The organism is Thioalkalivibrio sp. ALMg13-2, from assembly GCF_000381185.1.
In the GTDB taxonomy this organism is placed as follows: domain Bacteria; phylum Pseudomonadota; class Gammaproteobacteria; order Ectothiorhodospirales; family Ectothiorhodospiraceae; genus Thioalkalivibrio; species Thioalkalivibrio versutus.
Genome location: NZ_KB906101.1, coordinates 198,662 through 223,474 on the forward strand (window position 1 = coordinate 198,662; position 24,813 = coordinate 223,474).

The following is a 24,813-nucleotide window of genomic DNA, read 5'->3' on the forward strand; positions in this document are numbered from 1 at the left end:
GCTAGTCGTCGCGGTTGCGGGTGGTGAATGGCGGTCCGTCGTCATCCGCGAGGGCCGGTCCGTCGGCGGTGTCGGGTGTCTCGCCAGCCGGTTGGCGGACCTCCAGGGCGGTCATGCGGCACCCGACCTCGGTAAACAGCGTAGTGCCCGTGCGCTCGCTGTCCAGTTCCAGAACACGGGCGCGCCTGTTCAGCCAGCAGACGACACGTTGTTCATGATCGAACACCTGCGCCGGCAGGAACAGTACCGCCCCGTCGGCATCGGTGCGCTGCGGGGCGAACAGTCCTGATTGCGGGACCCCCGCCGCCATGCCATTGCGGAAATCCTGAATCTGCATGGGCAGGCAGCGATCGGCGAGAAACTCCACGCCGATGCTGATCAGGCTGCCGGCCTGGTCGTCGAAGCGAATCCAGCGCAGGACCCCGATGGTCCAGCGATGACCATCCACGGCACGCAAGCCGACGAGGTCCCCGATCAGCAAGGGCTGTTGGGGGCTGTCCAGGCACAGACGCACGCCGCCGGCGCCGATGTCGTCCACCTGCCAGTGTTCCGGGGGGTGACGCTTGGTGATCGGTCCCGTGGATTCATCGCGGGCGGCGATCTCGAGCCCGCGCCCGACATCCTCCCAGGCGGTCGCGGCGGTATTCGGTGAGTCGTCCGCAAGTGGCTGCAGGTCACGCTCGCGGACGGAACGGTGCGGGCTGTCTACCAGGGCGAGATCCGAACCGCGCAGCGCGGCCTTCGACATTTCGAACACGCTGACGCCGCGGTCGCGTTCGTGCAGGGATTTCAGGCCGGTCTCCGGCGCTTCCGCTGCCCCGGTGGTCTCGGTCTCGGACCCACGCCGGCTGCCCATCTCCATCAGCAGGAAATCATGGATACGTTCCAGGCCCATCACGCAGATCCGCTGCAGATCGCTGGCGCTTTCGCGACTGTGACGGCGGGTCGGCAGGTTCGACCACAGGCGCAACAAGTGTTCGGCCAGCGGCTGTCCCTCGCCGCGGCCGCGCGGTTCCAGGTCGTCGGGGCGTTCACGAAGGGCGTCCAGCGCCGGCGTCAGCTCAATGAAGCAGGCGGGTTCGGTCGCCGGCGTCCCGCGCAGGGCCAGGCCCGGGGCGTGGTCGCGGTCGAGATCGCAGCGCAGCACGGGAAGGTCGGGGTGTTGTTCCGGGTCGGGGGCGGGGGTGCAGGCAAGGGGCAGGGTGTTGGCCCAGCGAGCCAGCAAGTCCATTTCGCCCATCTTCATCGCATTGGGGTCGGTGCTGCCCAGTATCATCAGCCGTGCGCTCATGACTTCGATGCGGTCCACCTCCAGCGGGCCGAAGCGCTTGTCGGTGGCGGGCCGCTCGTCGGCGATTCCCTGCTCACGCGCCAGGCGCAGCACATCGAACAGCCGCTGCCAGTGGCCTGGTGGCACGGACTGGTACAGCCGCCAGTGGTGCATGCTCAGGGTCCCAAGCAGTGCGACTGCGGCCTGCAGGGGCGCCGTCAGGCGTTCCGCATGCCGGTTGTTGTGCGGGTCCACGCGTTCGCGGACCACCAGCAGCTCCGCGGTGAGGAGGGCGCGCACAGCGGCGCTGTAAACATCGGCACGCTTGCGGCTGCGGTTCCCCAGCGGCAGGGGCCGCTGGCGCAGCAGTCGCTCCATGGCCGGGAGTAGCGGCAGGAGATGATCTTCCAGTATTGCGACCAGCGTGGCTCGGGTTCCGGGGCGAAGTACGATCGCGTTCAGCCCGTCGAGGGCCTCGCGGATGCGCTGGATGCCGAGCTCCGGCTCGCTGCCGGGAAGCTCCGCACACCAGGCGTCCAGTGCTTGCGGGGTCTGGTGGGGAAAGCTGTCGGGACCGGCCGGTTGGGTGGGCAGCTCGGGCAGGGCTTGCAGCATGGGCGTGTCCAGTGGTTGCTGGGCCGGTTGCAGGATTCTGGCGCTACTTTAGCAGCAAACCGCGCAATCGGTGTGGGTGCCAGTGGGGCTCATTCATGCGCAGGAAACGGTGTCTGCAGGGTCTTGCCGGGTTCTCCGGCGATCTCGCGCGCCAGTCGCGGGACCAGGTAGCCCGGCAGGCGGGCGTGCAGGGCGCGGTAGAGTTCGCGCGCGCGGGCGTCCGGTACCTCGAAGTGGGCTGTGCCACGGGTGCGGTCGAGCTGGTGCAGGTAGTAGGGCAGCACGCCCAGGCGGAAGCCGGCCTCCTGGAGTTCAATCAGGGTCTCGGTGTCGTCGTTGATGCCGGCCAGCAGTACCGCCTGGTTGAGGAGCGTGACCCCGGCGGCGCGCAGGCGATCGATCGCGGCATCGGCCGGTGCGGCGAACTCGCGCGGGTGATTCGCGTGCAGCACCAGGATGTGCTGCAGACGGCCCTTGCCGAGCCAGGCCAGCAGGCGGTCGTCGACCCGTTCCGGCAGCACCACCGGCAGGCGTGTATGGATGCGCAGGCGCTCGAGGTGCGGGATGTTTCCGAGCCGGTCCGTCAGCCGTTCCAGGCGGGTATCCGACAGGCTCAGCGGGTCGCCGCCGCTGAGGATGACCTCGCGGATGTCCGGATGCGCGGCAATGTAGTTCAGCGCGGGTTCCCAGTCGTCCCGGGCCGGATTGTGGTCGGCATAGTCGAATTCGCGGCGGAAGCAGTAACGGCAGTGGATGGCGCAGGCCCCGGTGGTCAGTAGCAGGGCGCGGCCGTGGTACTTGTGCACCACGCCGGGGGCGGCCAGCGCGTTGTGGTCGCCGACCGGGTCACTGACGAACCCCGGGGACTCGATGGCCTCGCGCGCGTCCGGCAGGGCCTGCAACAGCAGGGGATCCCGTGGGTTGCCGGGGCGGATGCGGGCCAGGTAGCTTTCCGGGAGGCGGGTGCGAAACAGCCGGTGCCCGGCCTGCATGCCCGGCAGGGCCTCGGGCGGCAGTCCCAGGCGTGCGGCCAGGGTCTCCGGATCGGCGATCGCGCGCGCCAGCGCCTGCTGCCAGGCCGGCGTGGATGCCGGTTCGGCTGGCTGGGTTCCGCGCGCCTCGCGCGTTATCATGACGGGCTTTGTGGGCATGGATCGTTTCCGGACGGGGCGGCATGTCCGCGCCACGCATCATCGAGGGACAGCGCGTAATGGCAACCTACAGTACCAACGAATTCAAGGCCGGTCTCAAGCTCCTGCTGGATGGTGACCCGCAGGCCATCGTGGAGAACGAGTTCGTCAAGCCGGGCAAGGGCCAGGCCTTCAGCCGGGTCAAGCTGCGCAATCTGCGTACCGGCCGGGTGCTGGAGAAGACCTTCAAGTCCGGCGAGTCGGTGGAGGCCGCCGACGTGATGGATACCGAGATGCAGTATCTCTACAACGATGGGGAGTTCTGGCACTTCATGGTGCCGGACACCTTCGAGCAGTATGCCGTCGGCGAGGCCGCACTGGGTGATTCCGGGCAGTGGCTGAAGGAGCAGGATATTTGCACGGTGACTTTGTGGAACGGCGAGCCGCTGTCGGTGGTGCCGCCGTCCTTCACCGAGCTGAAGATCACCCAGTGCGATCCGGGCCTGCGCGGTGACACCGCGCAGGGCGGCACCAAGCCGGCCACGCTGGAGAGCGGCGCGGTGGTCAAGGTTCCGTTGTTCGTCGAAGAGGGCGAGACGGTGAAGGTGGATACCCGCAACGGCGAGTACGTCTCGCGCGTGTGAGCCGGACCCCGGCAGGCCCTGCGACATGACCGACTGGCGTCCGGGTGCGGCGCCGGCCCGCGCGGCGCGCGCCCGTCTCCTGGCCGGGCTGCGGGCGTTCTTCGCGGCCCGCGGGGTGCTCGAGGTCGAGACCCCGATCCTGAGCCGGGGCGCGCCGCAAGATCCAATGCTGGAGAGCTGGGAGGCACAGGCCCCCGGCGGCGAGCGCGGCTACCTGCAGACCTCGCCGGAGTACCCGATGAAGCGCCTGCTGGCGGACGGCGCCCCGGATATCTACCAGATCGCACGGGTGTTCCGCGGGGGTGAATCCGGCCCGCGGCACAACCCCGAATTCACTCTGCTGGAGTGGTATCGCCTGGGCCTGGACCACCACGCACTGGCGCGCGAGGTGGTGGCCTTGATCGCGGATCAGGCCGCGAAGTCTCCCGACTGGCACGCGCCCCGGGGGTGCGAGGCGATCGCCTATGCCGATCTGTTTCGCTCGACTTTGGGGGTGGACCCGGCGGAGACGAATGCCGCGGAGCTGGAACGGGTCGCGGGGGACCACGGGCTGGTCATCCGCGGCGGGCTGGATCGGGACGGCTGGCTGGATGCCCTGATCAGCCTGGTGATCGCGCCGGGCTTCCCGCCGGACCGGCTGACAATCCTGTTCGACTACCCCGAGAGCCAGGCCGTCCTCGCGCGACCCTGCGCGGACCGGCCGGGCTATGCCGCCCGTTTCGAGCTCTACTGGGGCGACCTGGAGCTGGCCAACGGCTATCACGAGCTGACCGACCCCGCAGTGTTTCGCCAGCGCCGCGAGCGGGACATCGCTCAGCGCCGCGCGCGCGGCCAGCCCCTTCCGCCCGTGGACGATCACCTGGAGGCGGCGCTGGAGTCGGGTCTGCCGGACTGCGCGGGCGTGGCCCTGGGCGTGGACCGGCTGTTGATGCGTCTGTTGGGGGTGTCGCGTATCGATCAGGTGATCGATTTCCGCTGGGCGTGACGAAGCCCACCCGGAGGGCTTGTCGCGGCCGAGATGGCGGCACACTATAGGGGCCGTTGCCGAAGGCTCTCATGCAGGATGGCTGGTCTCAATGTCCCCTTGTCGTTTTTCGCGTCGCCCCGGGCCCCGGTCCGGACCTTCCTGGTGTTTCGTATCCGTCGCTTTGATCCTCTTGTTGTGGCTGGCACCGCTGGCCGCACAGGCCCAGTTCGAGCATCTCCCGGGACCGCTGCAGCGGGCGATCGAGAGCCAGCGTCTGCCGCCGGCAAATGTGGGCCTGTGGGTGCAGCGGATGTCCGATGGCGCGGTCCTCGCGCGCCTGAATGCCGATCAGCCGTACAACCCGGCCTCCACCATCAAGCTGGCCACCTCGCTGGCGGCCTTGCACGAGCTGGGGCCGGAGTACACCTGGACCACCGAGGTGTGGGCCACGCGTCCGGTGCGCGACGGTGTATTGCGCGGCGATCTGGTGATCCGCGGGACCGGGGACCCCGGCATGGTCAGCGAGGAGCACTGGCGCATGCTGGGGCAGTTGCGTCAGACCGGGCTGCGGCGCATCGAGGGCAACGTCATCCTCGACGCCTCGCATTTCGAACTGCCTCCGGGCCATCCGGCCGCATTCAATGACCAGCCGCTGCGGGCCTACAACCAGCTGCCCTATGCCCTGCACGTAAACGCCAACGCCCAGCGCTTCCGTGTGCGGCCGGAGCGGCATGGGAACGGGATTGACGTGACCGTGGATCCGCCGCTGCCGGGGCTGACGATCGAGAATCGCCTGCAGCCGTCGCGTGGCAGCTGTGGGGCCTGGCAACGGGGCATCCGCTTTGACGCCGATCCCGAGGCGCAACGCGTGACCTTGTCCGGCGAGTACCCGGTTAACTGCGGGGACTACGAACTGCTGCGGACGGTCCTGACGCCGGAGGCCAATCACGCCGAGATGTTCCGTCTGCACTGGGCGCAGTGGGGCGGTGAGCTGACCGGCGACATTCGCCCCGGCGTGCTGCCGGTGCTGTACGACGAACCGATCCTGCGCCATACCTCGCGGCCGCTGGCGGATCTGATCCGGGTCTCCAACAAGTGGAGCTCCAACGTGATGACCCGCCACCTGCTGCTGACCCTGGGGGCGCGTCACTTTACCCCGCCGGCCACGCTGGAGAAGGGTCAGCAGGCCCTGCTGGAGTCGCTGCGCGGCCTGGGGGTCGAGGTGGGCGGCATGGTGGTCGACAACGGGTCGGGGCTCAGCCGCGACACCCGCATGACCGCGCGCCAGCTGGGCCAGATCCTCGAGGGCGGATGGCAGCACTCTCACCGTCCGGAATTCCAGTCCTCCCTGGCCCTGGCCGGGCTGGACGGGACCCTGCGCAATCGCTTCCGCAACGGCAGCCAGCGCGACCTGCGCGGGCAGATGCACCTGAAGACGGGGCACCTCAACGAGGTCTCTGCGGTCGCCGGCTACGTGCGCACGCAAGGCGGGGACGACCTGGCCGTGGTAGTGCTGGTCAACGACCCCCGCGCGCATCAGGGCCTCGGTCGGAACCTGCAGGATGCCGTCCTGGAGTGGGCCCACCGCCTTTGACGCCCGGCGTTTATCCACCACGAAGCGCGCACGAAGGGTTAGGTTCGCGCGCTTCGTGGTGAGGGGGCCCTGATTGACCTCAGGGTGAGTCGAGCTTCCAGTTGGACATGATCGGGAGGCGCGAGACATCGACCTCCAGGGCCGTCAGCCAGTGCGCGACCATGCGGTTGGAGTTGTTGCGCAGGGTGTAGGCCTCGGGGTGTTCGACAAAGGCCATGTCCCATTCTGTCGATACCTTGCGGTCATCGTGGCCCGCCTGCCAGATTCCCTCCAGCGCCTCGCGCAGTGCCGTAACCCTGGCCCCGGGGACCGTCAGCAGATGCAGTTCCTCCAGCGGCACGCGCAACTGGGTTGCCGTCGCGTCCTCCAGGTCGGAGCCGGTCAGGGATTGCCGGCCGAGGCCCGCCCGTGTGGGCAGGAACAGCCCGGCCAGCCCCTGCAGGGGGTTGATTCGCCGCTCGACGTAAAACGACCAGTCGCCGTAGGAATAGCGCAGCCAGGCGTCCGGGGTCGCGGTCGGCAGGACCAGACTGGAGTGATGGCCGTGGTCCAGGAGTGCCACAGTGACCGGGTCTTCCGGTTCGGCCGGCGGCTGCAGGGTGACTGCGGCGCAGCCTTGCAGGAGCCACAGGGCGATTACGGCCAGCATCAGATGCTCGAGGCGGAACGTGCCTCGGCCGCGCGGCCTGCAAATGCTGGAATGGCGCACGGGTTGGTCAGTGGTGCTCGAGCTTGCCCAGCTCCGAGAGGATCGAGAGCACCAGCGACTCGCCCTGGGCGTCCATGCCGCGGCACAGCACATCCGGGTCACGCTCGCCGTCCACCAGGCGCTTGGTGATGCCACCCAGACGCGCCATGTCGCCCCCGGCCCGGCTCATCTGTTCGGCCATCTGCGACAGCCAGTGCAGCGACTGGGCGTCTCCGTGGGCCGCGCCGTGGATCATCTGGGCCAGCCCCGGTGCGGCCTGCGCCGGATCGCCGCTTTGCTCGGGGTCCGGCAGGGTGGAGGGATCCTGCAGGCCGGCCAGGATCGCCGTCAGGATCACCGTGTCCTCGTCGTCCAGCCCCTGCAGCAGGGACGTGTCGCGTTCGCCTTCGAGCACGCGGCGGATGCGCAGGATCAGCTCGCCCCAGCCGGCCTCGTGGGCCTGGTTCAGCACTGGCTCCAGTTCGCGGCGGGTCTCCGGGTTCTGGGTGGCCTGCACCACCAGGTTGATCAGGCCGGCCTGGGCCTGGCGGATCTGCTGGGCATGTTGCGGTTCGATCATGGTGGGTCTGACTCTTGGTTGTACGGCGGATTGAAACGGCTTCCGGGGGCCTTCCTGCGTGGTTCCGGTGTCCCTGTTGTGGCGAGGTTAGCATGCCCGGCAGTGCGTTCGGCGAGGGCCTGCGGCACAATGGCGGCTCCATTTGCAGAGGATGTCGTGGTGGAAGAACAGACAGCAGTGGGGTTGTGGGTGGCCCTCGGGATCCTGGCTATCGTGGTTGCCGCCCTCGTGGGTTTCTGGGTGGGCCGCGTCACCAGTGACGAGCGCAAGCTGATCCGCGAGCTGGAAGAGGAACTCGACCGGCGCATGCAGGAACTGACCCGCTACCGCAGCCAGGTCAACGACCATTTCGATCGCACGGCCACGCTGTTCGCGACCATGGCGGGTTCCTACCGCGACCTCTACCACCACCTGGCGCAGAGCGCGGAGGAACTGGCGGACAAGCCGACCCGTGATCGCCTCGAGGACCGGGCCGGGCAGTTGCTGTCGCACATGACGCGCCGAGACTACGGTGCCGGTCCCGGCGAGGCGGCCGGCGGCGCCAACGAATCGGACGCCCAGGACGACGAGCCGACCCCCAAGAGTTCCGAGGGCGAGGCACGCAAGCCGGACGAACGCCCGCGCCCCGACTGACCCGTGACCGAGGAGTCGGTTTGGGATCACCGCGACGCACAGGAAGGCACGAAGAAAACCTGAAAAGCATCACCCGGTCGGTGTAAAGACTGGATGGTGGGCAAGACCGCAACGGAGGCGCAAGACGCTTCCGTCACCGCATTCTTTCCGATCTCCCCGCCTTCATGCGCTTCGTGATGAAAGGCCCTTTGCCCTGGAGCGTGCGCACCGCGCCGGGGTGTGCCCGACGCGCTGCGGGGTGGGATCAGAGGGCGGAGATCTGCGCCCGGATCTGGTTGTCCAGATTCTGGATCCAGTTGTTGTAGTTCGGGTGGATATTGCCGTCCGCGTAGTTCAGGTTGGTGCTGTCCTTGTAGCGAATGCTGTATTCACCCGCCGCATAGGGGATCTCCACTTCGGCGACGTGGTCGCGCAGCGCAAGTCGCCCTTCGAGCAGCCCCGGTTCCACTTCTTCCATGCGCCAGCCCAGCGCCGTTCCGGCGGTGCGGATGGCGCGTTCCATCTGTTCGGCGCTGGGGCGTTCACCCGCAACATCGGTGACCGTGGTATCGCTGACGTTGTGCACGGGGACCGTGCCGCGGCAGCCGGCCAGCGCGATCAGGCTGGCAAACAGGATGACCAGCAACGTCCTGGTATTCATGGCGTTTTCCTTCTGGGATGGGTGCGTCGAGAGTGTAGACACGCGTGCCGTTGGTTTCCAAGGGCGCGGCCCGGAGCGGCACGCCGGGGCCTTCAGCGCACCAGGCCCCGCGAGCGCAACAGCCCCAGCGGGCGCATCCCGCGGCGCAGCAGGTGGCCGGCGACCATGGCGATGATGCGCAGGGTGTCCGCGGTCGCGCGGTAATGGCTGGGGCGGTGGTTCTCCGGGTAGATACAGCGTACCGGGACCACCCGCACCGGGAATCCCAGCCGCTCGGCGACGATCAGGGCCTCGCTTTCGAACACGAAGCCGCGCGCCCGGTGATGACGCAGCTCGAGGCGTCGCAACAGCGCCGCGGGATACAGGCGGAACCCCGACTGCGAATCCTGCAGCGGTTGCCCCGAGGCCCAGGCAATCCAGAAGTCCGCCATGCGGTTGCCGAACAGGCGCAGCGGCGGGGTATGTTCGCGGCCCTTGAGTCGGGCCCCCAGGATCAGCCGCTCGGGGGTCTCGCGCCAGGCGGCGATGAGGGCCGGGATCTCCGTGGTGTCGTGCTGGCCGTCGGCGTCCAGGGTCACCACGGCATCGGCCCCGGTGGCCAGGGCATGCTGCATCCCGGCCCACAACGCGGCCGCCTTGCCGCCATTCTCGGGCAGGCGCAGGACCTCCGCCTGGCCCTCGATCAGGCTTGCGGTCGCATCCTCGGAGCCGTCGTCCACCACGATCACCCGGTCCACGTGGGCGCGGGCGCCGGCGACGACGTCTTCGATGGTGGCGGCCTCGTTGTGGGCCGGGATCAGGGCAACGACGTGGCTCATGGCGGGGTCAGGCGAGGGCGCCGTTGACGCCGATCACCTGACCGGACACGTAGCTGGCGCCCTCGCTGGCGAGGAAGCCGACCACACTCGCGACCTCCGCGGGCTGGCCGGCACGGCGCATGGGTACGATGGTGCGGATGCGGTCGGCATCGAAGCTCGAATCGCTCATCGGGCTTTCGATGATGCCGGGGGCGACCGCGTTGGCGGTAATCCCGCGCGAGGCGACCTCCTGGGCCAGCGAGCGAATGGCGCCATGGAGCCCGGCCTTGGCCGCTGCATAGTTGGTCTGGCCGCGATTGCCGATCTGCCCGGCGACGGAGGAGATCGCCACGACCCGGCCCCAGCGGGTGGTGATCATCGGCAGCAGTAGTGGCTGGGTGACGTTGTAGAAGCCGTTCAGTCCGACGTCGATCGGTCGGTCCCACTGTTCGCGGCGCATTCCGGCCAGCGGCGCATCGTCATGGATGCCTGCGTTATGCACCAGGATCTGCACCGGTTGCTCGGCCGCCAGGGGCTCCAGGGCCTCGCGGCAGGCCCCCTCGTCGGTGATGTCGAACACCAGCACGCGGGCCTGGCCGCCGTCGGCGCGGATGGCCGCGGCTGTTGCTTCGGCCGCGTCGGCATTGCGATGGGCGTGCAGGATCACCTCATGGCCAGCCGCGGCCAGGGCTTGGGCAATGGCGGCGCCGATGGCGCCGCTGGCTCCGGTAATCAGGGCGCGTGCAGTCACGGGGTCTTTTCCTCGTCGGCGGGTTGCAGGATCACCGTCGCGCGGGCGCTCAGCACCGGCCGGCCACCGGCGGTGACCCGCAGGTCGTAGATCGAGCTGTGGGTATCCGACAGGATGCGTTCGGCGTGGATCTCCAGCGGGTCGTCGAGGCCGTCGAGACGTTGGACCCGCAGTTGCAGGTTGCGCACGGCCGCCAGGTAGCCGGCCCGGGGCGGGCCGCCATCCGCCAGCAGCGCCCCGTGCACGGCCATGCCCTGGGCGCCGTATTCCAGTGCCCCCAGGGCATGCAGGCCGCCTTCCCCGCGCAGCGGGTTGGCCGGATCCCGGTGGCTGTCGGCACGACAGTGGATGGCGTCGTCGGACCAGGCCTCTACCGAATCCAGCAGGCACATCGCCCCCGCGTGCGGCAGCAGCCGGCAGATGGCGTCGTGATCCAGGGTTTCGGGTCGGGATGGCATGCGCGGGATCTTCCTGATCCAAGCGATTGTTCAGGGCTCGATGCGGATGCTCAGCGACCGGCCCAACGGGGCGTCAAGCGTAACATGGCCGGCCGTGCCCCGGGCCAGTTGCTCCAGCAGCGGCAGGGCGCGTGCCGCCGGGTTGCTCTCGCGCAGGGCCTCCAGTTCGTCTGCCCCGCAGCGATCGGCGGTGGCGGGTCCCTTGAGGTCCATCTGCAGCCGCCAGGTGGCGCCCTCCACCGGCCCCAGGCGCAGGGCGACCGCGAACGCATGGTGGATTGGGCGCACGCGGATGAATGTCTCCATCGACGGTACGTCGTAGCAGGTGAGCAGCACCTCGCCACCCTCGCACTGTTGCAGCGTCGCGGCCTCCAGCAAGCCGGCGGCCACCGTGGCGTTGTAGCCGGATACGGCGGTCGCCGGGGCGGGGTTGCGGGTGGCGATCGACCAGTTACCGGCCGGGGCGTTGTGCACCGAATTGTGGAACTGGACCGGCGAAACCACCGGCTCCGGCTGGGTGAGCGCGTCGCAGATGCGATCGATGATGTCCATGTCGCCGGAGGACGAGGCGAACACGCTGCGCAGTTGGCTGCGATCGCTGTCGGTTGTGGCCTCTTCCGCCACCTTCAGGGCCAGGCGAATCGTGGTCGTGGTGCGTCGACGCTCGTTGGCGGGGAGCAGCCGCACGGGTGGGATATTGATCGCATCACCCGCCAGAGGCGCCGTGCCGGCGAGGATGGCGCGGGCGGTCTCGAAGTCGTCCAGTCCCGGGCCCAGCAGTCCGACCGCATGCAGACCGATGGTGTTCATTGCGGTGCCTCCAGCAGCAGGCTGCAGTTGTTTCCGCCGAACCCGAAGGCGTTGACCAGGACCCGCCGAACCGGGCGTTCCTCGGTCTCTGCCCGTGCATCCAGGCCCAGTTCCGGGTCCGGGTGCCGCAGCCCGGCGGTCGCCGGCACGAAGCCGCCGGCCAGGCTGGCCAGTGCCTGCGCGACCCCCACCGCGCCGGCGGCCCCGAGGGTATGCCCGGTCAGGCCCTTGCTGCCCACCGCGCGCGGGGTCGGGCCCAGGCGGTGGATCAGGGCGCGGGCCTCGGAACGGTCGTTGGCCGGGGTCGCGGTGGCATGCATCAGCACATAGTCGATCTCGTCGCCTTGCCGCCCCGCACGGTCCAGGGCTTGCTGTAGTGCCGTCGCGGCCCCCAGGCCTTCCGGGTGCGGGGCGGACATGTGGTGGGCATCGCTGGATTCGCCGTAACCGGTCAGCCGTGCGCCGTGGGCATTCGCGGAGGGGCGCTCCAGCAGGAAGAAGCCGGCGGCCTCGCCGATGGAGATCCCGGTCCGGTCGCGATCCAGTGGGGTGCAGGGCTGGGCGGCGACCAGCTGCAGGGCGTTGAAGCCGTACAGCGTCATGCCGCACAGGCTGTCGACGCCACCGACCACGGCGGCGTCGCACAGTCCCGCCGCGATGTAGCGCCGCGCGTCGGCAAAGACCTTGGCGCTGGACGAGCAGGCAGTGGAGACCACCATGGCGGGGCCGGACAGGCCGAGGCGGGTGGCAACAAAGTCGGCCAGCGAGAACATGTTCTGGGTGTGCTGGTAGTCGTAGTCGGGTGGCAGGGCCCCGGTCTGCGGGTCACGCCGGTGGTACGCGGCCTCGGTGGCGGCGATCCCGGAGGTGCTGGTGCCCAGCAAAACGGCTACCCGATCGGCCCCGTGGCGCTCCACTGCAGCCGCCACCGCAGCGACGAAGCCGTCCTGGCGCAGCCCCAGTTCGGCCAGCTGGTTGTTGCGGCACTGGAACGGGGCCAGGGCACCCTCGAGGGCGATGGCTTCCACACCCGGCACGCGGCCGACGTAGGTGTCCAGGTTGACGCGCTCCAGGTCGCAGGCACGCAGTCCGCTGGTGCCGCTGCGCAGGGCCTCGGCGTTGGCGGCGATCCCGGTGCCGGCGGCACTCGTCAGGGTGTGGGCAGTGATGACCAGGGGGTCCATGGACGGGCGTATCTGCGGGTTGTGGCCGGAGGGGTTTCCGGGTGGATTGGGCCAGTTCGGCGTTGCTTCAGGCAGTTTGCCGGCGGCTGGCCTCGGGGGCCAGCAGGGCCGCTGCGAGGAAGGAAAATACCACGCCCAGCACCACCGTGAGGCCCATGGCCTGCAAGACCGGAAGGCTGGACAGGGCCAACAGACCGAACACCACCAACGTGGACAGCGCACACACACTGACCGAGCGCAGGTTGCGCAGGCGCGCCGTGGCATCCCGCAGCGGGCGGCTGAAGAACACGGCGTAATCCAGGCACAGCCCGGTGATCAGCAGTAACGCGATCAGGTGGAACAGCGACAGCTGGATGCCCAGCAGGATCAGTGTGGCCAGGGTCAGCAGCAACCCGGTGCCCACCGCGGACAGGATACGCAGGCTGCGTCCCGGCGCCCGGGTGACGACCAGCAGCAGGAGGGCCACCGCGACCATTCCCAGCGCGAGCCGTTGCAGGGCCTCGACGCGAAAGCCGATCACCAGTTCTTCGGAGGCGCGGAAGAAGTCGATGTGGCGGATGCCCACCCCGTCCAGTTCCGGCACGCTGGCCAGAGGCGCGTCTTCGGCCCAGCGGGTCAGGGCATCGGGGTCATGGACGCCCTGTAAGCGCACCCAGGCGATCCAGCCAGTGCCGTCATCGCGGGGCTGGAGCAGGGGTTCCAGGGCATTGCGCAGCGGCCCGTCGGGAAGGCCCTCGGGTTCCAGCAGGTCTTGCTGGCGGGCCGTCTGGATGTCGTTCACGAAGGGCTCGAAGGCCCCGTCGCGAAACCCCAGCCCTGCGCTCGCCACCTCCAGGCCTGCGCGCAGGGTATCGGGTTCCGGCAACGCGGCTTGACGCTCGCGCTGCAGTGCCCGGCTGGGCAGAACGTCCGCGGCATGGCCGAAGCCGTCCAGGGCCTCGGTCTCGCGCAGCGCCTCCAGGCGCGGCGTCAGGGCCTCGCTGGCGCGCAGGGCTTGCTCCGGCGTCTCGCCGCTGACCAGCAGGGCATGGCGGACGTCCGGCAGCCCCAGGGCGCTGCGCAGGTCCTGGTCGAGCGCAACCTGGTCCTCCGCTACCGGGTGCAGGGCGGACAGACGATCCTCCCAGGGGAAGGGGTCGGCACTCGCGACCACGGCGATCGCGGCCAGGGCCAGCAGGGCGAGGCCCCAGCGCGCGATGGCGGGGGGCTGGGCGAGACCCGTGGGCAGGGGCAGGCGCAGCGGCGGCAGGCCCTCGCGCTGCAAGCGGGTGGGGACCAGCGTGGGCAGGATCCAGCGGGTGACCACGGCGGCCACGGCCACGCCAGTCAATACGAACAGCCCGAGCTGGGCCATGCCGGAGAACCCGGTCATTGCCATCAGGGCATACACCAGTACCGTGCTGCCGGCTCCCAGGGCAATGGCGGGCCACAGCTCGCGCGCGACCTGCGGGAGGCGCCCGCCGTCGGCCCGTTTGCCGCCGGCCGGTTCACTATCGCCTCGTTGTGCATGGGCGAACAGGTGCAGCGGGTAGTCGAGGGCAATGCCCAGCACGGTGATGCCGAAGGCCAGCGCGATCCCGTGCAGGTGTCCGAAGACCAGCGTAACCACGGCCGCGGCGATCAGGATGCCGCTGGCCAGTGGCACGGCCGCCAGCCAGACCGGGTGCGGATGGCGGAACACCGCCAGCAGCAGGAGGGCCAGCGCGACGCTGGCGCCTGCGGTGATCCAGGTCACCTCGCCGCGGATGGTGGCGCGGGAGTCCACCGCGATCACCGCCGGGCCGGCAATCTGCAGCTGCAGATTCGGTTCGTCGATGGCGCTGAAGGCCGCGTGCGTGCGTTCGATCAGGGCGGCCTGGGCATCCAGGTCCATGCCGTCGGCCGCGCTCCGCAGCACCAGCAGGGCCCGTCTCCGGTCGGGGGTGACCCAGATGCCTTCGGCGCCGGTCGTCGCCTGGCCACCGGTGGCGGCGAGCTGCTCCAGGACGACCCGGGCCTGTGCGGTGGGGTCACGCGGGATCAGTTCCCGCGGCAGTTCCGGGACGGCGCTGGCGAGGTCGTCGCGGCGGGCCTCCAGGTGTTCGCTCAGGCGGTCCTGGCTGAAGTGTTCGGCATCGACCCGGGGGCTTAGCAGGTAGCGATGCTCGATCAGGAAATCCAGCGCCGGGTCGTCGGGGTCGAGGCGGCCGTTGTGGATGCCGGCAACATCGGGGGCATCGTCCAGGGCCGCGACCAGTGCGTCGCTGGCTGCCGCCCGCTCGCGGGCCTCGCCACCGGCGATGGCCAGCAGCAGCATGCGTCCGGCGGGGCCGGCCCCGGGGTCCAGGGCGATCCCGTCCGCGCTGACCGGGTCCGGGGCAAAGCCCTGGAGGTCGGTGACCAGTTCGCCGCGCAGGGTCAGCGTCAGCGTGGCCAGGAGCAGGGCGGCCAGCCAGAGCGTCAGGGCAACGCGGGAGGGGTGGCGGCGCAGCAAGGGCTAGTGGTCCTTCAATGGGATCATTACGGGTTCAGTTGGTCTGTCAACGTTCAGGGCAAGGCGCGGCTCGCAGGCAATGGTCATAGCCCTTTACAAGAGCCGGAACGCGGCCATGGGCGTTGACAGACCAACCCTTCGGGCGTTCCTGTGGCGCTCCGCTGCGGCGTTGCGGCGCTTGCCAAGGGCTGCGGCCATTGCCTGCGCACCGCGCCTTGCAGCGAAACGCCACAGGAGCGCTGAACCCGCAATGATCCCATTGAAGGACCACTAGTCCGCGTACTGCGGCGGTTCGAAACGCATGCGGCTGTGGTGGCCGCCAGCCTCGATGGTGACCAGTTCGTGCAGTTCGCCGTCGGCGCCTTTCAGGGTCAGTTCGGGGACCATGCGGCGCAGGGTGCGATCCTGCGGGACCAGCTCCAGGGTCCAGGCGTCGATGCCCCCCGTGACGTCGATCTCGAAGTCGCTCTCCAGGGTCTCGCGGTCGCCGGTCAGCAGGGCGCGGAACAACCCGGCCAGGGTGGCCAGGGCGGGCTGTTCGTTGAGGTCGATCTCGCGGCTGGTGCCGCGGCGTTCCAGGGTGAGGGTGTCGCCCTCGATGTGCACGGTCTCGCCACGCGGGCCGTCGACCTGGCGGGTAAGGGTATCGGGGGGCTCGAAGGCCAGTGAGCCCGAGCGGGTCTCCGGGAATTCCAGCATCGGGTCGTCGCGGCGTTCTTCGAACGCGAGGGTCGCCGCGCGCTCGGTGGTCAGGGCTTCGAGCAAGGCGCCGAGGGTGTCGTTGGCCAGGGCCGAAACAGGGACGAGCAGGCCCAAGGCCAGGATCAGCGTAATGCCGGACTGGCGGATACGCGGGCCAAAGCCATGGGCTCGCCTATTTGGATGCATCGTCCCAGAAATCATAGAAGTTGAACCAGTTGTAGGGGGCCTCGCGCACCCGCGCCTCGAGGCGATCGGCGTAGCGCTGTACCCAGTGTGCCAGGGCTGCATCGCGCTGCCCGCGCGGGGCCTCGATGGTCTCGGCGAAAGGTTCAAAGAAGATATCGTAGCGGTTGCCCCCGCGATAGAGCCCGAAGCACAGGATCACCGGGACCTTGAGCACCGCGGCCAGCAGCAGCGGGCCTTGCGGGAACAGCGCAGTGTCGCCGAGGAAGTTGCAGGCGACCATCTTGTCGCTCTCGGCGACGCGGTCGCCCAGTGTTGCGATCAGCTCGCCGCGATCCAAGCACTCGCGGGCCTGGATCAGGGTCTCGGTACGCCCCAGCGGGATCACCGAGGCGGCGACCTCGGGATTCAGCGCCTCCAGGACCTGGGTGATGCTCTGGTTATGGTCGTTGTACATCAGGACCTTGACCGGAAAGTCGTACTTGCCCACCGCCAGCGCCCGCAGGGCCTCGAAGCTGCCCAGGTGCGCGCCCAGCAGGATCGCGCCGCGGCCACTGTCCACGTGTTCCAGGAAGGTCTCGCGGTTGTGTACCTGGATGTCCAGACAGGCGTCCTTGCCGGCGAGCAGGAAGACGCGGTCGAGGATGACCGCCGCAAAGCAGTGCAGGTGCCGGGCCAAATCGCCCAGGCGCGGTTCGCGCCCCAGGACGCGGCGCAGGTAGTTGCGACTGTGGCGGCGCGACTGCGGTGCGAACAGCAGGAAGTAGGCCGTGATCGGGTAGAGCAGGGTGCGGCTGGCGCGGCGCCCGAGATTCAGGGCCACCCAGAGGATGATGCGCAGGGCCAGGGGCGAGCCCCGTTCCGCCTGCTGAAACCAGCCGCGGCTCATGCGTCCGCGGTGTCGTGAGTCGTGATCAGTTGGCCGGCACAGAAGGTGACGGGGGCCTCGCCATCCGCCGCGAGTACGCGGAAGGCCTGACGGCCGCCGTGCCCGGGCGGATCGATCTCGACCCGGAATGCCGTCTCGGGTCCCAGGGGTGCGAGGAACTTGACCTGGGGGAGGGCCTCGACCGGCCCGAGACCGTGGGCGTGGGCCACCGCCGCGACCTGGTCGAGGATGACCACGCCGGGCACCACCGGGTGACCAGGGAAGTGTCCGGGAAGGGATGGGTGACCGGCCCCGATGCGGCGAATGGTGGACTGGATGAGGGTCTGCATCAGGGCGGGCGGCTCAGGCGCACTGGCCGTGGTGGGCGAGCAGGTCCAGCAGGATCTGGCGCGGCAGCTTGCCGGTGGCCGAACGCGGCAGGTGCTCCACGCGGACCAGCGGGCGCGGCAGGAACAGCGGGTCCATGCACTCGGCCAGTGCGGCCTGGATTTCGGCCGCGCTGCGATCCGGTGCCACCACCAGGGCGGCCAGCCGGGTCACGCCGTGCGCTTCCTGATCGGTGCCCGGCGGAATGAACACCCCGTCGAGTACCCCGGGGATTGCGTTGAGCCGGCGGTTGAGATCGGCCAGGGAGGCGCGTTTGCCGGCGATGTTCAGTTGATCGGCGAGGCGCCCCTCCATGCGGAAGTGGCCGACGTCCCGGACCTCGATGTGGTCCGGAAGCGGGACCGCTTCGGGGTGCTGGGGTCCCTGGACGCGCGCGAGGCCGTCGTCATTGCGGCGCAGTTGCACCCCGGGGTAGGCCGTCCAGTCGGATTCGCGGGTGGTGCGGCGGGTCGCAATGGCGCCGGCCTCGGTGCAACCGTAGATCTCGTCCAGCCGGCAGCCGAACACCCGTTCGGCCTGGCCGGCCGTTTCCGGGTCCAGGGGCGCGGTTGCGCAGAGGATGCGTTCCGGGGTCGGCCACTCCAGCCCCGCACGCAGGCAGGCGCTCAGATGAAAAGGTGTGGTGACCAGAACGGCCGGGGTGCAGTCCGCCAGTGCGGCACGGATGTCCTCGGGGTAGAACGGGCGTCCGGCGAGCAGGGTGGCGTGCCCCAGCAGGGCGTACAGGAGCGTGGACTCCAGACCGTACATGTGCTGCGGCGGGACCGTGCCGATCAGGGTCGGTCCGGAGCCATCCACCAGATCGAAGCATTCCAGCGCCTGCCAGGTGACAGCATGCAGGGCCTTCCAGGTCCGCGCATGGGCCGTGGGGGTGCCGGTGCTGCCGGAGGAGAAGGCCAGAACAGCGGTCTGGTCGGCGGGGATCTCGGGGATCGCCCCGGTGGCCTCGCCCGCTTCGCCGCGGGCGGATACCCGCAGGATCGGGATTGCGATCTCGGCATCCGGGCCGTCGACCAGGGCGGGCGCGTCCGAGTATTGGCTGGCGATCTCGGCCAGGGTGGTGCTCCCGCGGTTCGGGGGCAGCAGATTGACCTGGCCGCGCAGCAGAATGGCGGCAAAGGCGACCGCGAAGTGGTAGCGGTCCTGGCACAGGTTGAAGGCCGCCTGCGCCTGCGGCAGGCGTGCGGCCAGCGCCTGTGCGTCGGCGAGGAAGGCGGCACGCGAGATCGCCCGGTCGCCGATGCGCGCCAGCGGGGCGGGCGTGTCGGCGATCAGTGGTCGAGTGACCTGCGGGGTATCTGTCACGGGTGCCTCAGCATCCGGTGGTGATCGACCCGCGCCAGCTCCATCAGGTAGGCCAGGAAGCCGTTGTGCGGCTCGTCGCGCAGGAGCCAGCGGCGCAGCGGATACTCCAGCAGGAACAGGCCGGCCAGCAAAAGGTAGTTGATCCCGTTGGCAAACAGGGCCCAGGTGGTGGCGGTGGCGAACAGCGCCAGCCAGGCGGACACGATCGCCAGTCCGGCACACAGCAGGGCCCAGGTAATGGTGAGGTTGCGCGTGTAGCGGTGCACCGCGGGGGTGTCGGAGGCCCCCATGGCCAGGGCATAGCGCGTGATCAGCGGGGTGGAGTCGCTGCGTAGCGAACGCGCGAACAGAAGCGACAAGAGCCCCATGATGAGTACCGGCAATGCGTACAGCAGCCAGGTGGCCATCCCGCCGAGGAGCAACAGGCTTATGCCCACGGCCAGGCTCGCGGCCAGCACGCCACGTCCGGTGGCGGCCAGCGAGGCCCATGCAGCCACCAGGATCAGGCTGGCCAGGACCGCCAGCGGCACCAGCGGGATCTCGAAGGTCACGCCGAGGACGACCGCGACCGGATAACTCAGGGCCACGCAGGCGGCGAGTGGGGTGTTCACGACGTGGCTCGGTTGGCCTCGATATGGGCGCTCAGCGCACGCAAGGACGCGAAGATCTCGCGGTTGTTTTCGTCATCCGACCGGATCTGGACGCCGTAGGCGCGGGAGATGGCCAGGGCCAGCTCCAGGGCATCGATGGAATCCAGCCCCAGTCCTTCACGGAACAGCGCATCTTCCGGCTCGATTTCCTCCGGCGCGACCTCCTCCAGATTAAGGCTGTCCACGATCAGTTGGGCGACTTCCTGTTCGAACGCTGTTTGTGATGGCACGTGTTCCCCCGGTGCAGTGATGTGCGCATTTTGTGATCGCCTCCGAACTTGCCGTTCGCGCGAGGGTCACCCTGCTGTGGGCGCCGATGATACCCACACCCGAGGGGCCGTGGTACCCTCGCGACCAGACCGGGTCGCCTTATCTGGGGTTGCGGGCGGGCAAGCGGAGACGTGATTTGAGACAACCGGGACAGGAAGCCGTAACCGACGGGCGCTGCCAGGTGGTGGTGATCGGAGGAGGCCCCGCCGGCTCCACGGTGGCCTCCCGACTGGCGCAGAAGGGGCGCGACGTGGTGCTGCTGGAAAAGGCCCGGCATCCACGCTTCCACATCGGCGAATCCCTGCTGCCGATGAATATGCCGTTGTTCGAGGAACTGGGCGTGGCCGAGGCCATCGCGGCAATCGGCATCCCCAAGCACGGGGCCGAGTTCACCATCCCCGAGGCGCCCGACGCGCCGCGAACCTATTACTTCGAGCGTGCCCTGAACGACGACACACCCGCGTCGGCATGCGAGGTGCGGCGTTCGGAGTTCGACCACCTGTTGCTGGAAAACAGCGCCCGCCTGGGTGTGCGGGTGCTGGAAGAGGTCACTGTATTCGATGTCGCCCTGGCCGATCCCGCCAAGGGCGGGACCCAGCAGGTCACCGCGCGCGATGCTTCCGGCAACACGCTGGAGTTCGAGGCCGATTTCGTGGTCGACGCCTCCGGTCGCGATACCTTCCTGGCGCGCCGTCTTGACCTGAAGGCGCGCAACCCGGAACACAACAGCGCCGCGATCTTCGGGCACTTCAACAACGTGCCGCGGCGTGCCGGGCGCGATGCCGGCAACATCAGTATCTACTGGTTCCAGCACGGCTGGATCTGGATGATCCCGTTGCGCGACGGGGCGATGAGCGTGGGCGCGGTCTGTTTTCCCGAATACCTGAAGACGCGCAAGACCAAGCCCGAGACGTTCCTGTGGGACACGCTGAAGCTCTGCCCGCCGGCCTTCGAACGCATGCAGGGCGCGGAGCTGGCCGGCCCGGTCAACGCCACTGGCAATTTCTCCTACCGCTCCAGTCAGGCCCACGGCCCGGGTTATCTGCTGGTCGGCGATGCGTTCACCTTTGTCGACCCGGTGTTCTCCAGCGGGGTCTATATCGCGATGTCGGGGGGCTTCCGCGCCGCCGATGCGGTGGATCGCTGCCTGGAGCATCCGGCGCGCTCCGCACGCTATCTGCGTGCCTTTGAGCGCGACGTGCGCCGTGGCGTCCGCCGTTTCTCCTGGTTGATCTATCGTTTCAACAGCCCGGTGATGCGCAAGCTGTTCATGGGTCCGCGCAATACCTTCGGGATGGAGCAGGCGGTGATCTCGCTGCTGGCCGGGGATGTCTACCGCAATACCCGTGTGCAGTGGTCCCTGCGCGCCTTCAAGACGGTGTACTACGTGCAGATGGCGCTGAACCTGCCGCGGGCCCTGGCCTTCTGGGCGCGGCGCCGGCGCAACGCGCGGCTGCACTTCACCGGCGGCACCACGCCCGAAGACGAGGCCTGAGAAGGCTCCCGTGGGCGAGGTGCGCGTCGGACTGGGTCGCATCGGGCCGGACGGCCTGGCGACCTTTGCGCTGTCGAATCTGATCATCCTGGCCACCGGCGGCTTGTCCTGGCTGGCGCTGTGGCTCTACACCGTGCACTGGTCGCGGCGGCGGCGCTGCCCCGGGCGCGGGGACTGCATCCTGGTGCTGGGGCAGCAGCTGGAGTCGGGCGCGCCCGGTCCGGGCTACCGCCTGCGCCTGCTGCGTGCCGTGCGTCTGGCGCGCCGGAACCCCGATGCCCGGATCCTGGTGCTGGGTGGGCAGACCTCCGTCGGGGCTCCCAGCGAGGCCGCCGCGGGCGCGGCCTTTCTGCAACACCACGGGATCGCGGCGACGCGCATCCGTACCGAAGACGCCTCGCGGCATACGCTGGAGAATCTGCGCAATGCGCGCGATCTGCTGACGGCGACGGCGGAGGCCGGTGATGCGCCCCTGGTGCTGGTGACCAGTCGCTTCCATCTCGCCCGGGCGGTTGCCATCGCGCGCGGCATGGGATTGCGCGTCTGCCCCTGTCCGGCGGAGCCGGGCTCCACCGTATCGGCGGCGCGACTGGCGCGCGAATGCTGGATGCTGCACTGGTACCACACCGGCCGCACCCTGGCGCGCCTGATCCGCCACCGGGGCATGCTCGAACGGATCAGCTGATGTTCTTCAAGCGCGAAGCGCACGAAGACACGAAGGCGGGCAAGAGCGATCAACAGGGATTCAAGGGGTATGGGCCCGAGGCTACTACCGCCTTGGGTGCAGCCGGTCCTCAGTACGGCCCGTCAGCCTGGATCCTTCCCGTCTCCCGTACATGCTTTTCCGGTCTTTTGCGTGTGCCTCGTGGTGAACAGCGCCCTCACATCGCGCGGATGCGTTCGCGCTGGGCGGCCAGCTGGTCGCGGGTGGCGTGCATCTCGGCGACGCGGTCGCGTTCCTTCTGCACCACGTCGGCCGGGGCGCGGTCGACGAAGCTCGCGTTGGAAAGCCGCTGCTCGCTCTGTTCGAGGTTCTTGTCGAGCTTGCCGATTTCCTTGTCCAGGCGCGCGAGCTCGGCGTCCTTGTCGATCAGCCCGGCCAGCGGAATCAGCAGCTGCATGTCGTCGACCAGGGCCATCGCCGATTCCGGGGCCTCGTCGGCGGCGTCCAGCCAGGTGACGCTCTCGGGCTTGGCGAGGAACTCCAGCAGGCCACGGTGGCGGGTGTAGCGCTCCTGGTCGGCGTCGGTCCAGTTCTTTACCAGCACCGGCAGCGGTTTGGCGGGAGCGATGTCCATCTCCGCGCGGATGCGGCGCAGCCCGGTGATGAAGTCCTTCACCCAGTCGAGCTCGGCCGTGGCGGTCGCGTCACGCGGGAAGCCGTCGCGGCCGGGCCAGGGGCGCTGCACCAGGAATTCGATGTCATCCGTGATGCCGGCATGCGGTTTCACGTTGGTCCAGATGGCCTCGGTGATGAACGGGGTCACCGGGTGCAGCAGGCGCAGCAGGGCCTCGAGCACGGTGACCAGGGTATTGCGCGTGGCGCGCTTGACCGCCTCCGGCGTGGCGTCGTCGTTCAGCACCGGCTTGGTCAGCTCCAGGTACCAGTCGCAGTAGTCGTGCCAGGTGAACTCGTAGAGTGTCTGCGCGGCGAGGTCGAAGCGGTAGGCATCGAGCTGCTGCGTGGCGGTCGCGGCGGTGGCGGCCAGGCGGTCAAGGATCCAGCGATCGGCCAGCGTGCGGTGCTCCGCGGTATCGGCCGCGGCGGAGCAGTCGTGGCCCTCGACGTTCATCAGCACGAAGCGCGAGGCGTTCCACAGCTTGTTGCAGAAGTTGCGGTAGCCCTCGATGCGGCCGAGGTCGAACTTGATGTCGCGCCCGGTGGTGGCGAGTGCCGCCAGGGTGAAGCGCAGGGCATCGGTGCCAAAGGCGGGGAAGCCGTCGGGGAAGGCCTTGCGCGTGGCCTTCTCGATCTTCTGCGCCATCTGCGGCTGCATCAGGCCGCGGGTGCGTTTGGCGACCAGGTCGTCGGCGCTGATGCCGTCGATGAGATCGATCGGGTCGATCACGTTGCCCTTGGACTTGGACATCTTCTGGCCTTCCGAGTCGCGGATCAGGCCGGTGACGTAGACCTCGCGGAAGGGGACATCGCCCATGAAGTGTTCGCCCATCATGATCATGCGGGCGACCCAGAAGAAGATGATGTCGAAGCCGGTGACCAGCACGCTGGTCGGGTAGAAGTCCTGGAGCTCCTGCGCATTCTCCGGCCAGCCGAGGGTGGAGAACGGCCACAGCGCCGAGCTGAACCAGGTGTCGAGGACGTCCTCGTCCTGCTCCAGGGTTACGTCCGCGCCCAGGCCGTGCTTCTCGCGCACCTCGGCCTCGTCGCGGCCCACGTACACGTTGCCGTCCGCGTCGTACCAGGCTGGGATGCGGTGGCCCCACCAGATCTGGCGTGAGATGCACCAGTCCTCGATGTTGCGCATCCATTCGAAGTAGGTCTTCGACCAGTTTTCCGGCACGAAGCGGATGCGGCCGTCCTCCACTGCCTTGATCGCCGGTTCGGCCAGCGGGCCGGCCTTCACGTACCACTGGTCGGTCAGATAAGGCTCGACCACGGTGCCGGAGCGGTCGCCGCGCGGGACCATCAGCTTGTGGTCGTCGATCTTTTCGAGCAGTCCTTCTGTATCCAGGTCGTCGAGGACCTTCTGCCGGGCCTGGTAGCGGTCCAGCCCGCGATAGGCGGCCGGCACGTTGTCGTTCATGCAGGCGTCGATGGTCAGGATGTTGATCACCGGCAGGTCGTGGCGCTGCCCCATGGCGTAGTCGTTAAAGTCGTGCGCCGGGGTGATCTTCACGCAGCCAGAGCCGAACTCGGCCTCGACATAGTCGTCGGCAATGATCGGGATTTCGCGCCCGACCAGCGGCAGCCGGATCGTCTTGCCGATCAGGTGCTGGTAGCGCTCGTCCTCCGGATGCACCGCGACGGCGGTGTCGCCCAGCATGGTCTCCGGGCGGGTGGTCGCGACGGTCAGATGGCCAGAGCCGTCGGCCAGCGGATAGCGGAAGTGCCACAGGTGGCCGACCTCTTCCTCGGACAGGACCTCGAGATCGGAGAGCGCGGTGTGCAGCACCGGGTCCCAGTTGACCAGGCGCTTGCCGCGGTAGATCAGGCCCTCCTCGTGCAGCCGCACGAAGACCTCGCGCACCGCGTCGGACAGCCCGTCGTCCATGGTGAAGCGCTCGCGCGACCAGTCCATGGAATCGCCCAGGCGGCGCATCTGGCGGGTGATGGTGCCGCCGGATTCGGCCTTCCAGTCCCAGACGGCCTCGAGGAACTTCTCGCGCCCGAGGTCGTGGCGGCCCTTGCCGTCGGCGGCCAGCTGGCGTTCGACGACCATCTGCGTGGCGATCCCGGCGTGGTCGGTGCCGCCCTGCCACAGGGTGCGGTCGCCGTGCATCCGCCGGTAGCGGATCAGGGTGTCCATCAGCGTGTGCTGGAAGGCATGCCCCATGTGCAGGGTGCCGGTCACGTTCGGTGGCGGCAGCAGGATGCAGTAGTTGGCCTCGCCCGTCGCCGGCGGCGCGAAGATATTCGCGGCCTCCCAGCGGTCGTACTGGGTCTGTTCGATGCTTTTCGGGTCGAAGCTCTTGTCCATGATCGCGGGCGCGCTCGGGTCGGAGTGTAGGGAAAGCCG

At 68.9% G+C, this 24,813-nt stretch carries 24 protein-coding genes; 6 read left to right on the top strand and 18 right to left on the bottom strand.

The genetic code is table 11. The annotated features are described in order from the left end of the window. Position 1 precedes the first annotated feature (1 nt). The gene (locus tag F618_RS0102425) at positions 2-1,885 is read right to left on the bottom strand and encodes a hypothetical protein (RefSeq protein ID WP_019567674.1); all 1,884 of its coding nucleotides are present in this window, start codon (positions 1,883-1,885) and stop codon (positions 2-4) included. A gap of 89 nt (positions 1,886-1,974) precedes the next feature. Next, positions 1,975-3,018 carry an EF-P beta-lysylation protein EpmB gene (gene epmB / locus F618_RS0102430; protein ID WP_019567675.1) on the bottom strand — a complete coding sequence of 348 codons (1,044 nt, stop codon included), beginning with the start codon at positions 3,016-3,018 and terminating at the stop codon, positions 1,975-1,977. A 77-nt stretch (positions 3,019-3,095) separates the two neighbouring features. Here epmB and efp point away from each other — a divergent pair, with 77 nt between their 5' ends. The 3 genes from efp (at position 3,096) to dacB (ending at position 6,220) form a co-directional block, all read left to right on the top strand. Next, positions 3,096-3,659, top strand: coding sequence for an elongation factor P (gene efp, locus F618_RS0102435; RefSeq protein WP_026182087.1), 564 nt, complete (start codon positions 3,096-3,098; stop codon positions 3,657-3,659). Positions 3,660-3,684: 25 nt separating this feature from the next. Then, positions 3,685-4,644, top strand: a complete 960-nt coding sequence (gene epmA, locus F618_RS0102440) for an EF-P lysine aminoacylase EpmA (protein ID WP_019567676.1) — start codon at positions 3,685-3,687, stop codon at positions 4,642-4,644. Between the two features lie 166 nt (positions 4,645-4,810). After that, positions 4,811-6,220, top strand: a complete 1,410-nt coding sequence (gene dacB / locus F618_RS0102445; protein ID WP_369772987.1) for a D-alanyl-D-alanine carboxypeptidase/D-alanyl-D-alanine-endopeptidase — start codon at positions 4,811-4,813, stop codon at positions 6,218-6,220. A gap of 79 nt (positions 6,221-6,299) precedes the next feature. On the opposite strand, the gene F618_RS0102450 is transcribed toward dacB, so the two are convergent. Both F618_RS0102450 and F618_RS0102455 read right to left on the bottom strand, forming a co-directional pair. Continuing rightward, on the bottom strand, positions 6,300-6,869 hold the full coding sequence (locus tag F618_RS0102450) for a hypothetical protein (protein WP_018175847.1): 570 nt from the start codon (positions 6,867-6,869) through the stop codon (positions 6,300-6,302). A gap of 67 nt (positions 6,870-6,936) precedes the next feature. Then, positions 6,937-7,488, bottom strand: coding sequence for a hypothetical protein (locus F618_RS0102455; RefSeq protein ID WP_018145353.1), 552 nt, complete (start codon positions 7,486-7,488; stop codon positions 6,937-6,939). Positions 7,489-7,647: 159 nt separating this feature from the next. Here F618_RS0102455 and F618_RS0102460 point away from each other — a divergent pair, with 159 nt between their 5' ends. Further along, positions 7,648-8,121: a YhcB family protein gene (locus tag F618_RS0102460; RefSeq protein ID WP_018145354.1), complete on the top strand. Its 474-nt coding sequence runs from the start codon at positions 7,648-7,650 to the stop codon at positions 8,119-8,121. Between the two features lie 244 nt (positions 8,122-8,365). Here the strand turns inward: F618_RS0102460 and F618_RS0102465 are convergent, their stop codons facing one another. The 13 genes from F618_RS0102465 to F618_RS0102525 all read right to left on the bottom strand — a co-directional run bounded on the left by F618_RS0102465 (position 8,366) and on the right by F618_RS0102525 (position 19,580). Beyond that, a complete protein-coding gene (locus tag F618_RS0102465) occupies positions 8,366-8,761 on the bottom strand; it encodes a hypothetical protein (protein ID WP_018145355.1) in 396 nt (131 codons plus the stop codon). Between the two features lie 92 nt (positions 8,762-8,853). Continuing rightward, the gene (locus tag F618_RS0102470; protein ID WP_019567678.1) at positions 8,854-9,579 is read right to left on the bottom strand and encodes a glycosyltransferase family 2 protein; all 726 of its coding nucleotides are present in this window, start codon (positions 9,577-9,579) and stop codon (positions 8,854-8,856) included. Positions 9,580-9,586: 7 nt separating this feature from the next. Beyond that, positions 9,587-10,309, bottom strand: coding sequence for a 3-oxoacyl-ACP reductase FabG (gene fabG / locus F618_RS0102475; RefSeq protein ID WP_018175843.1), 723 nt, complete (start codon positions 10,307-10,309; stop codon positions 9,587-9,589). After that, positions 10,306-10,767, bottom strand: a complete 462-nt coding sequence (locus F618_RS0102480; RefSeq protein ID WP_019567679.1) for a hypothetical protein — start codon at positions 10,765-10,767, stop codon at positions 10,306-10,308. The genes fabG and F618_RS0102480 overlap by 4 nt, the downstream gene beginning before the upstream one ends. A gap of 30 nt (positions 10,768-10,797) precedes the next feature. After that, positions 10,798-11,577: a beta-ketoacyl synthase chain length factor gene (locus F618_RS0102485; RefSeq protein ID WP_019567680.1), complete on the bottom strand. Its 780-nt coding sequence runs from the start codon at positions 11,575-11,577 to the stop codon at positions 10,798-10,800. Then, a complete protein-coding gene (locus tag F618_RS0102490) occupies positions 11,574-12,761 on the bottom strand; it encodes a beta-ketoacyl-ACP synthase (RefSeq protein ID WP_019567681.1) in 1,188 nt (395 codons plus the stop codon). The genes F618_RS0102485 and F618_RS0102490 overlap by 4 nt, the downstream gene beginning before the upstream one ends. Positions 12,762-12,828: 67 nt before the next feature. Then, complete coding sequence (locus F618_RS0102495) at positions 12,829-15,234, bottom strand: MMPL family transporter (protein ID WP_019567682.1); 2,406 nt, start codon at positions 15,232-15,234, stop codon at positions 12,829-12,831. Positions 15,235-15,504: 270 nt separating this feature from the next. Further along, positions 15,505-16,050, bottom strand: a complete 546-nt coding sequence (locus F618_RS0102500; protein WP_019567683.1) for a LolA-related protein — start codon at positions 16,048-16,050, stop codon at positions 15,505-15,507. A 58-nt stretch (positions 16,051-16,108) separates the two neighbouring features. Continuing rightward, positions 16,109-17,008, bottom strand: coding sequence for a lipid A biosynthesis acyltransferase (locus tag F618_RS0102505; protein ID WP_019563580.1), 900 nt, complete (start codon positions 17,006-17,008; stop codon positions 16,109-16,111). After that, positions 17,005-17,337: a hypothetical protein gene (locus F618_RS0102510; RefSeq protein WP_018145364.1), complete on the bottom strand. Its 333-nt coding sequence runs from the start codon at positions 17,335-17,337 to the stop codon at positions 17,005-17,007. Before F618_RS0102510 ends, F618_RS0102505 begins: the two co-directional genes overlap by 4 nt. A gap of 13 nt (positions 17,338-17,350) precedes the next feature. Continuing rightward, a complete protein-coding gene (locus F618_RS0102515) occupies positions 17,351-18,700 on the bottom strand; it encodes an AMP-binding protein (protein WP_019567684.1) in 1,350 nt (449 codons plus the stop codon). Next, positions 18,697-19,311, bottom strand: coding sequence for a hypothetical protein (locus tag F618_RS0102520; RefSeq protein WP_018937219.1), 615 nt, complete (start codon positions 19,309-19,311; stop codon positions 18,697-18,699). The genes F618_RS0102515 and F618_RS0102520 overlap by 4 nt, the downstream gene beginning before the upstream one ends. After that, complete coding sequence (locus F618_RS0102525) at positions 19,308-19,580, bottom strand: phosphopantetheine-binding protein (RefSeq protein ID WP_026182088.1); 273 nt, start codon at positions 19,578-19,580, stop codon at positions 19,308-19,310. Before F618_RS0102525 ends, F618_RS0102520 begins: the two co-directional genes overlap by 4 nt. A 221-nt stretch (positions 19,581-19,801) precedes the next feature. Here F618_RS0102525 and F618_RS0102530 point away from each other — a divergent pair, with 221 nt between their 5' ends. After that, positions 19,802-21,115, top strand: coding sequence for an NAD(P)/FAD-dependent oxidoreductase (locus F618_RS0102530; RefSeq protein ID WP_018145368.1), 1,314 nt, complete (start codon positions 19,802-19,804; stop codon positions 21,113-21,115). A gap of 10 nt (positions 21,116-21,125) precedes the next feature. Beyond that, positions 21,126-21,800: a YdcF family protein gene (locus F618_RS0102535; RefSeq protein ID WP_018937218.1), complete on the top strand. Its 675-nt coding sequence runs from the start codon at positions 21,126-21,128 to the stop codon at positions 21,798-21,800. A gap of 196 nt (positions 21,801-21,996) precedes the next feature. Here F618_RS0102535 and F618_RS0102540 read toward each other — a convergent pair whose 3' ends face one another. Further along, the gene (locus F618_RS0102540) at positions 21,997-24,774 is read right to left on the bottom strand and encodes a valine--tRNA ligase (protein ID WP_019567685.1); all 2,778 of its coding nucleotides are present in this window, start codon (positions 24,772-24,774) and stop codon (positions 21,997-21,999) included. Positions 24,775-24,813 lie beyond the last annotated feature (39 nt).